6 protein-coding genes and 1 pseudogene are annotated in these 7,207 nt (G+C 44.3%); 1 reads left to right on the top strand and 6 read right to left on the bottom strand.

The window, feature by feature from the left end; translation table 11 throughout:
• The 5 genes and pseudogenes from BLT91_RS30220 to BLT91_RS30240 all read right to left on the bottom strand — a co-directional run.
• Positions 1-207: pseudogene (locus tag BLT91_RS30220) on the bottom strand (IS5/IS1182 family transposase); the annotation flags it as partial.
• A gap of 164 nt (positions 208-371) precedes the next feature.
• The gene (locus tag BLT91_RS30225; RefSeq protein WP_090827947.1) at positions 372-3,074 is read right to left on the bottom strand and encodes an S-layer homology domain-containing protein; all 2,703 of its coding nucleotides are present in this window, start codon (positions 3,072-3,074) and stop codon (positions 372-374) included.
• A 67-nt stretch (positions 3,075-3,141) separates the two neighbouring features.
• Complete coding sequence (locus BLT91_RS30230) at positions 3,142-3,675, bottom strand: hypothetical protein (protein WP_090827948.1); 534 nt, start codon at positions 3,673-3,675, stop codon at positions 3,142-3,144.
• Positions 3,676-3,784: 109 nt separating this feature from the next.
• Positions 3,785-4,336: a response regulator transcription factor gene (locus BLT91_RS30235; protein WP_217635314.1), complete on the bottom strand. Its 552-nt coding sequence runs from the start codon at positions 4,334-4,336 to the stop codon at positions 3,785-3,787.
• Positions 4,337-4,344: 8 nt separating this feature from the next.
• Complete coding sequence (locus BLT91_RS30240; protein WP_175532605.1) at positions 4,345-5,772, bottom strand: sensor histidine kinase; 1,428 nt, start codon at positions 5,770-5,772, stop codon at positions 4,345-4,347.
• 602 nt (positions 5,773-6,374) lie between these two features.
• Between BLT91_RS30240 and BLT91_RS32195 the strand changes: the two genes are divergently transcribed.
• Positions 6,375-6,512 carry a hypothetical protein gene (locus tag BLT91_RS32195; RefSeq protein WP_175532606.1) on the top strand — a complete coding sequence of 46 codons (138 nt, stop codon included), beginning with the start codon at positions 6,375-6,377 and terminating at the stop codon, positions 6,510-6,512.
• 36 nt (positions 6,513-6,548) lie between these two features.
• Here BLT91_RS32195 and BLT91_RS30245 read toward each other — a convergent pair whose 3' ends face one another.
• The gene (locus tag BLT91_RS30245; protein ID WP_090827953.1) at positions 6,549-7,016 is read right to left on the bottom strand and encodes a hypothetical protein; all 468 of its coding nucleotides are present in this window, start codon (positions 7,014-7,016) and stop codon (positions 6,549-6,551) included.
• Positions 7,017-7,207: the final 191 nt, after the last annotated feature.

The following is a 7,207-nucleotide window of genomic DNA, read 5'->3' on the forward strand; positions in this document are numbered from 1 at the left end:
AGATTTTAGTAATAAATACTTAAACATACGAATAGGGTCGATAGCGTTTCGACCGTTATCCAAACAATAATTTCTCTTCAGTTCATCGTATACAAACGAGAAGTTAACGAGTTCTTCAATCTGTCTCAGTAAATTATCCTTGGGAACAACTAAGTTGTAAATCTCCATATATGGACTTAAAATCATCGACTGTTGGTTTTTGATCATCGTAATCACCCGCTAAGTATAATACCTTAATTATACAGAAAAAAAGGTACAGCCTCCTCAAAAAATTGAGGAAATCTGTACCTTTGCTGGACTTTTTCAGTGGCCTCCGCAACGGTTTGCTGGCTTACTCCTGAAAGGCTAATGACAAATAAAGTTTCGAATTTTCACCTTATTCCATAACTCGATGACGCCGATTGAATGGGGGTATAGCGGCTCTCAGCACCTTTACTATTCACGGCTGAGACCTTATAGTAGTATGTTACGCCAATTGCGGCTGTTGTATCGGTGAAAGTCGTACCGCTAACCTTGGCGCCGATAAGCTGATACGTGCCATTCTCAGCGTCCGAACGCATCACATTATAGCCTGTCGCCCCATCAACCGCTTTCCAGCTAAGAACAATTCTCCCGCTATTCAAATCTCTACTTGCACTGAAATTCGCAGGAGCAGGCGACAGCAAAGTTAAGTTGTCTATATGGAAGTTGGGGTCGACCGGTGTTACGACGATGTTAGGAATATCCACATGTACGCTATTGCTCTGATCACTTTCCCCGCCAGCATCCACTGCTGTGATGATATAACTGTAATCTTTAAGAATAGATGTCGTTGTATCTGTGTACTTAGCATCGCTAATACCGGAAATTATCGTCACATAGTTGTTGCTGGAGCCTTCCGCACGCTTCACGTTATACGTCACCAAGCCGTTTATTGGGTCCCAGTTGAGCGTGACGGTTGCGTCTTGCCTTGATGCGGTCAAATTCTGAGGCGCTGAGGGCGGCAGATCAACGACTTTCACCGTTAGGATGTTGGAAGGTCCGCTTTCCCCATATTCGTTGACGGCGGTGACGCGGTAATTGTACATATTGCCTTTGTGGGCCGTTTGATCGATATACGTCGTATTCGTACTAAGGAATTTTACAGTATGACCGTCAGCAGCATCCGTGCGAATCACGTAATAACTTGTTGCTTTACTAGCAGGATCCCAGGTTAATTGAACATTAGTCCGGTCCAGATAGACCTCTTGACCTTTCACTCCAAGTGGGGTTTGCAATTCGCCTCCAATATTTACACTAATCAGTTCGGCATGCAGATTCGTTGGCGGTGGTGGCGGTGGACAATTAAGATCAATCTGAGATAACGGAACACTCGCGTCAATTAAATTGTGCTTCAATTCACCATCGGCGACGAAAACATCATAACCTGCGACCGCATCCAATACGAGAATGGCGCTAACACCTAATGAATCACAGCTTCCCTTTTCGTAATTCCGATTATAACTAACTCGGATCCCTGGAAACAGGTCCGCTCCAGCATATGCCATACCTAAGAGACTCAATGTCAGTCGAAAATCTGGTCCTGCCGCAAGACTAGCATCAAACTTCGTATTCACTTCTACGGTTGCGGTGTTCGTTGTCTTATCAATCGCTTTGAATCCATCACTAAGCGACACGCTGAATCCTTCTTCAAGATGGAATTTATCCTTAAATTTGAATTCAAATGAAGCTTTAAAATTAGGATCTATTCTCAGATACAGATTGCCTTCCAAGTTTATCCCGGGAGCGACTGGAACAACAAGTGGCGTCGCAAGCAATGGAATAAGCTTGGATTCTGTGGCTTCCCCTGCAGCTGTCACCGTCACGTTAGTTGTCACATCGCCAACAAGCACTAATTTGGCATTAAAATCCACATCCGCATCGAGCTCCCAGATATCAATATCAGTAGAAATGCCTATATCTACGATAGCTCCTACATTGCAGAAATTCATGCTGGCATCGACGACAATCCCTTCATAATTTAGTTTATTTATAGAAATTGGAATACAGGGCAAGGTCAATGAGGTGTCTTGAATGGCAACCTCGTTCGTATGAATTTGGATCGCAGGATTAGCCGGAACGAACATCTTAGGTGTGAGGAACTCCATCGAGTGGATATCAAGCTGTGAGAATATCTCCTTGAGCCGGGGGACTGATGTTTTCACAACAAGAGCATCCTTCTCCTGACTAACCGATACCACTTTCTTCGCAATACCTTCCAAATAGGTGTCATTCGGAGGCATAACGAACACATCGCCAACATTTAATATCAAATCGGGATCGTTAATTACCCAAGTCACATCATCTCGTTTGGAATAACTCGTACTCTTGCTTTGCTTCACCTCAGGTCTGAATTCAACAATTTTACGAGATGCATCTGACGAAGGAGTCGGCATTGTCCCCGGTGTATAATGGAGGGCTCGCACAAGCATAACCGCTGCTTCCGCACGCGTAGAATTATTGCCGCCTTTAAATGTAGCATCTGGATACCCCTGAATAATCCCCGTTTCTAAAGCCGCTTCGATCAAGTCGCGGTTCCGTATGATATCACTTTGATCTTTCACATTTCGCAGCAGCTTCTCTTCCTTCTGGGGCGAAAGCTGCAAAGCTCTTACTATCCAAATCGCCATTTCATATCGTGTTATAGGCTGGCTCGGCTTAAAGCCATCTGGAAAATCGCTTGGAAGTAAAATACCGTTGATCACGCCTACAGCAATATAGGGGGCAGACCACCGTCCCTGTTCAACGTCTTTGAAAGGAACAGCGTTGGAAGTTCGAGGCAGCTTTCTTAGCTCTACAAGCATTTTCAGAAATTGCTCCCGCGTGACATTCCCATTAGGCTGAAACGTTCCATCTTCGAAACCTGCCACGATGTTTGCTGCTGAAAGCTCCATGATTTCGTTATATGCCCAGTGGGACTGAATATCGCGGAATTTCACTGTTTGTGCGTCATTATTACTATTTGTAGCAGCCATAGCAGCAGGATACGGAGCAAAGATGCTGAACAACAACAAAAAAATAGATACCCATACTAAAGATTTATATCGACTTCTCAAAATCGTAACACCTCCAATTGAATTTGAACAACATTTTTGTCCTAACGTGTCCCTTTACAATTCCTCGCTATTTGGGGGAGACTTTCTGAGCTTCAGCTTGCTCCCGCGCTTTGGGGTCCTGCATATTGAGATGATAAGCGACTTTAATGCTGGCCCCGTCCTCAATGTCCGAGGATTTCTCGATACTGATTAAAATATTGTAAATGTCGAGCTGCAAATTCATCTGCATGAAATTTGATCCGGATTCTTCTGTGTATTTTTGCCCCAGCTGCTGGAGTTTCTTGTGATAGTAGTCAGTAACTTGAGTCAAGCTTAGCTTCATATCAAATTTGACAAAACTATCATACTGGTTGTTCAATGGGTCCGGAGCTGCGACCCATTTCGTGTTTTGTGCGCCGTCCATCATCAAAGATTTAATGGCTTCCGGAACCTTGCTCAAGTCTTGATTGACTTTCGGAGCGGAATCAATCGCTTTGTTGATCTCTGCCTGTGCAGCTCTGGCCTCTTTTGGCGCATTTTCCTGAGATCCACAGCCTGTAACCACCGTCATCAGACAAACAGATGTAAGAAGAATAAACATGAATTGCTTTTTCCTGTGCATGTTCGACCACTCCTCCATAGCATCGCTAAACACAGTGTAAACGGAGTAGTATGAAAAAGGGAGGATGAATTTTCTTCATCCCCCCTAGACAGCTCTCGAAATCTGCCGGCTATAAAAGCTTTTCTTTAATGCTTTTGAGCTGGCTTTTAATCGTGTTAACGGACTTGATCAGCTTTTCAGCAATCTGCGTTTTGGTTAGCCCTTGCTGCTTGAGCTGGTAGACCTCGCGCTCCATCGGCGATAATTGTGAAAGCCGCAATTCTGTCCGGACGGCATGGGCGACGTCAGCATGGATAGCGGCTTTGCCTTGATGCGCGTCGCGGATCGCGGCGACGAGATCTTCGTAATTCGATTTGGTGATGTAATTAACGGCACCCTGGCGGAAGCTCTCGACAATAATTTCTGACTCGCGAAACGAAGTGAGCATGATGACGCGGACTGACGCTTTTGAATGGCGCTCGATTAACCGGGTTGCCTCGATGCCATCCAGCCGGTTTTCCGTCAGATTAATATCCATCAGAACCACATCCAGCATCCGTTCCTGAAGCGATAGCAGTGCTTCCTCTTTGCCGGAAACGACCGAAACGACTTCGATGTCCTCCTCCCTACTCAAGTCGAGCTGCAGCTGCTGTTGCCAGAAGGGGTCATTCTCCACAATCATGACTCGGATCAAACGGCTTCCTCCCTTACAATGCGATAGCTAGGCAGCATCAGCGCAAAAGTTGTTCCTTTTTTGGGCTCCGACTGCACGATGCGAAGCGAGCCCGAATGATTGCGAAGCACGGCATAGCAATAGCTCAAGCCAAGTCCGTAATGGCTGGCATTATTTTTGGTGGAAAAGAACGGTTCAAACACCTTGGTAAAATGCTCCTTCGGAATCCCTTTGCCGTTGTCCTCTATCTCGATCGAGACGCCTTGTCTTGAGCGATAAGTTCTGATTTGCAACACGCCCCTGCCCGGCTCCATCGCGTCTACAGCATTCATAATCAAATTATTAAGCACTTCTTGCAAATGCGTTGGATCACAAATAATCGTGTAGTCTTGACCGTATTCCTGTATGAGCTGAATGCGGTGGCTTTCCAGTACGGAAGCAAACTGAGAGATGACCGATGCAAGGATGCCGTTTAGCGACAGCTTCGATTCCATTAGTGAAATATTACCCGTCCGTTCCTGAATGCGAGCGATCATTTGGCGAAGATGATCGGTTACCCCCGGAATCGAATCGACCAGTTCTTCCAGTCTTTCGCGGTTGTCTGAATGCATTTGCGCTTTAATTCTTCCTCCGAGATACTCCAGCTTTTCCATTTCGTTCTTAATCGTATGACCAAGAATCGCGGTGCCTGTTGTGAGGGCCATCATGGTGTTATCCAGATTTTGGCGTTCGATCTGAACTTTGATACCGAACATGCCGGTACGAATCGCATAGATAAGGAAAAATAAGATGAAACTGCTGCCAACCATATTGATATAATCCGAATATTTGAAGCCGTCAATCAAGACACTGTCATGGATCCTTTGATCCAGACCGAGAACCATGCGTTTCACATTTAAATATTCAGTGAACCCCATCCATAGAATGGAAATGCCGAACACGATCAGGGTTCGCTCGCGGTTTTTCCGTAAGACAAGATTTTTCTCCTTCAAATAGCTTATCGCCAGGATCACTGTTCCGCCCCACATGAATAGCGTGCCCAGAGGACCGATCCAGCGAAAATCGTAATCAACTTTCGGAAATGTCTGAAACGTTAATGAGAGTGGGGTGGTTACGAGCGCAATTCCGTAAGCCAGGAAAGCGCGAAGCCTTCGGGGAATCAAGTTATCGGACATGTACATAGAGGCGGTGAAAGCTGCATAAGGCGTGTAAAAAACGTATACATACGTCATCGCAAGAACGGCTGTATGGATCCCTCCGTTAATTGTATTGAATGGTTGAGGTTGATCATAAACATAACGCTCGAATGCTGCGGCAAACGGTTCCAAACCGAGCATAAAAATGCTAAAGCTGAGCCAGCGCGACGATACGTTCCCTCCATTTTTGCGTAGGATGAAGAATGCGAAGAACCAACACGCCAAGGCAATAAGTAATCGAAACACCATGCAACCAAACACTCCTAACATAAAGAGATAAGATGAATTGATTTAGCTTCGTCGTGGTGTGTTGAACTGTATTGGACTAGCGAAGGCCGTACCCGGCCCATTCATTTCTATTGTAATATAAATTAAACTTAAACTTTCCTTTTCGACTAAAATTCTTTTTTTTCGACAATATCTAGAATAGTAGGAAGATCCACTTGTGGTTTGAGTAAACGTCAATAGCCCCAGACCTAACATTGTACTGGGGCTGTTATAGACTAATCACGAATTAAAGACTTATTCCTATTTCATAAATAAAGTTAGTTTCGATTTTTCATAATATCGATCTCTGTCATTATTAATTTCAATTGCATGTTACACGTTATTTTTCATTGGTGTGTCTAGTGTAAACGGAGATGAATCAAATAATTCAATAGTTACATTTGCGATTTTTATTGCAATGACGTTCATTGTTTGGGAAATGATTGGGTTTTCCGGCAGAGAAATTTCCCGGTTCCCGGGATGCCTCTTCCCATGACCGCGGGAAAACTCAGATGGTACGATTTACCTGTCAGGTTGAAGCTGCGGCGTACGGGAGAAAAGCAAATGATCCGTAGGTCAAATCTATGCGGGCTGCAACCGGCGATCGACTCTTTATACTGGAGGTATATGATTTTATGAAAACTGTGAGATGGTTTGCTTTACTGCTTGTTCTGACACTCGGCTTGCTGCCCGGGTTCGGTGCGGGAACCTGCATCGGCTAACAGCTTATCGGATTGGTACTGGAGCTTAATCATGTGTTAATTAAATTTGCACTCAGTATTAGGTGTTGCCATCATTCTAACCCCAGACTCGTACAATTTAAAGGCATCATCGGCTATGTAAAAGTCCTTGTCAATATTGATTTTGTAAGTTTTCCGTATCCATTTACTTGAATTATTATACTTCGCACTCAACCATTTTTCCTTTGTGTTGCTTTCATTTGTCTGTATCCACAACCTCCCGTAATTCATAGAATCAGCGAGGCTAATACACGTTACAAATTCAATAACACCCGAACTCAACACGTCTATTCGCCCTGAGTTCCCTACAATGATTTGAGAAGTGGGAAATTTAATATATACCTTTCTCGGTTGATTTTCTGTTAGAAAACCAGAATTAATTTCAAAAAAATCTTCAGTAACAAGTTGCCCTTCAAGAGTGGAGACGGCTTTACAGAATTCTAATTCATCTGCGTTTGACATAAAGAATCTAATTTGCTTTCCCATAGACAACCCCTTAGAAACGGCATTCCTATTACGATGAAAAGGGAGCGGCTACCGCTGCGGCATTCTCCCTAGATGTGTTGAACTAATGTTCCTCGTTAGCCATCCATGCCCCTCACGGGGCACCACGGAATAATGAAAATTTATTGAGCTGTCTATAATGATTAGTACGGCTGGCGAGGAAGGTTGTTGAA

The sequence above is a fragment of the Paenibacillus sp. yr247 genome, assembly GCF_900103825.1.
Classification (GTDB): Bacteria; Bacillota; Bacilli; order Paenibacillales; family NBRC-103111; genus Paenibacillus_E.

Bases quoted from the DNA above. Each gene is read 5' to 3' on its own strand.
- BLT91_RS30245 (WP_090827953.1), bottom strand. From the start codon at position 7,016: ATGGGAAAGCAAATTAGATTCTTTATGTCAAACGCAGATGAATTAGAA.
- BLT91_RS30240 (WP_175532605.1), bottom strand. From the start codon at position 5,772: ATGGTGTTTCGATTACTTATTGCCTTGGCGTGTTGGTTCTTCGCATTC.
- BLT91_RS32195 (WP_175532606.1), top strand. From the start codon at position 6,375: ATGCGGGCTGCAACCGGCGATCGACTCTTTATACTGGAGGTATATGAT.
- BLT91_RS30235 (WP_217635314.1), bottom strand. From the start codon at position 4,336: ATGATTGTGGAGAATGACCCCTTCTGGCAACAGCAGCTGCAGCTCGAC.
- BLT91_RS30230 (WP_090827948.1), bottom strand. From the start codon at position 3,675: ATGCACAGGAAAAAGCAATTCATGTTTATTCTTCTTACATCTGTTTGT.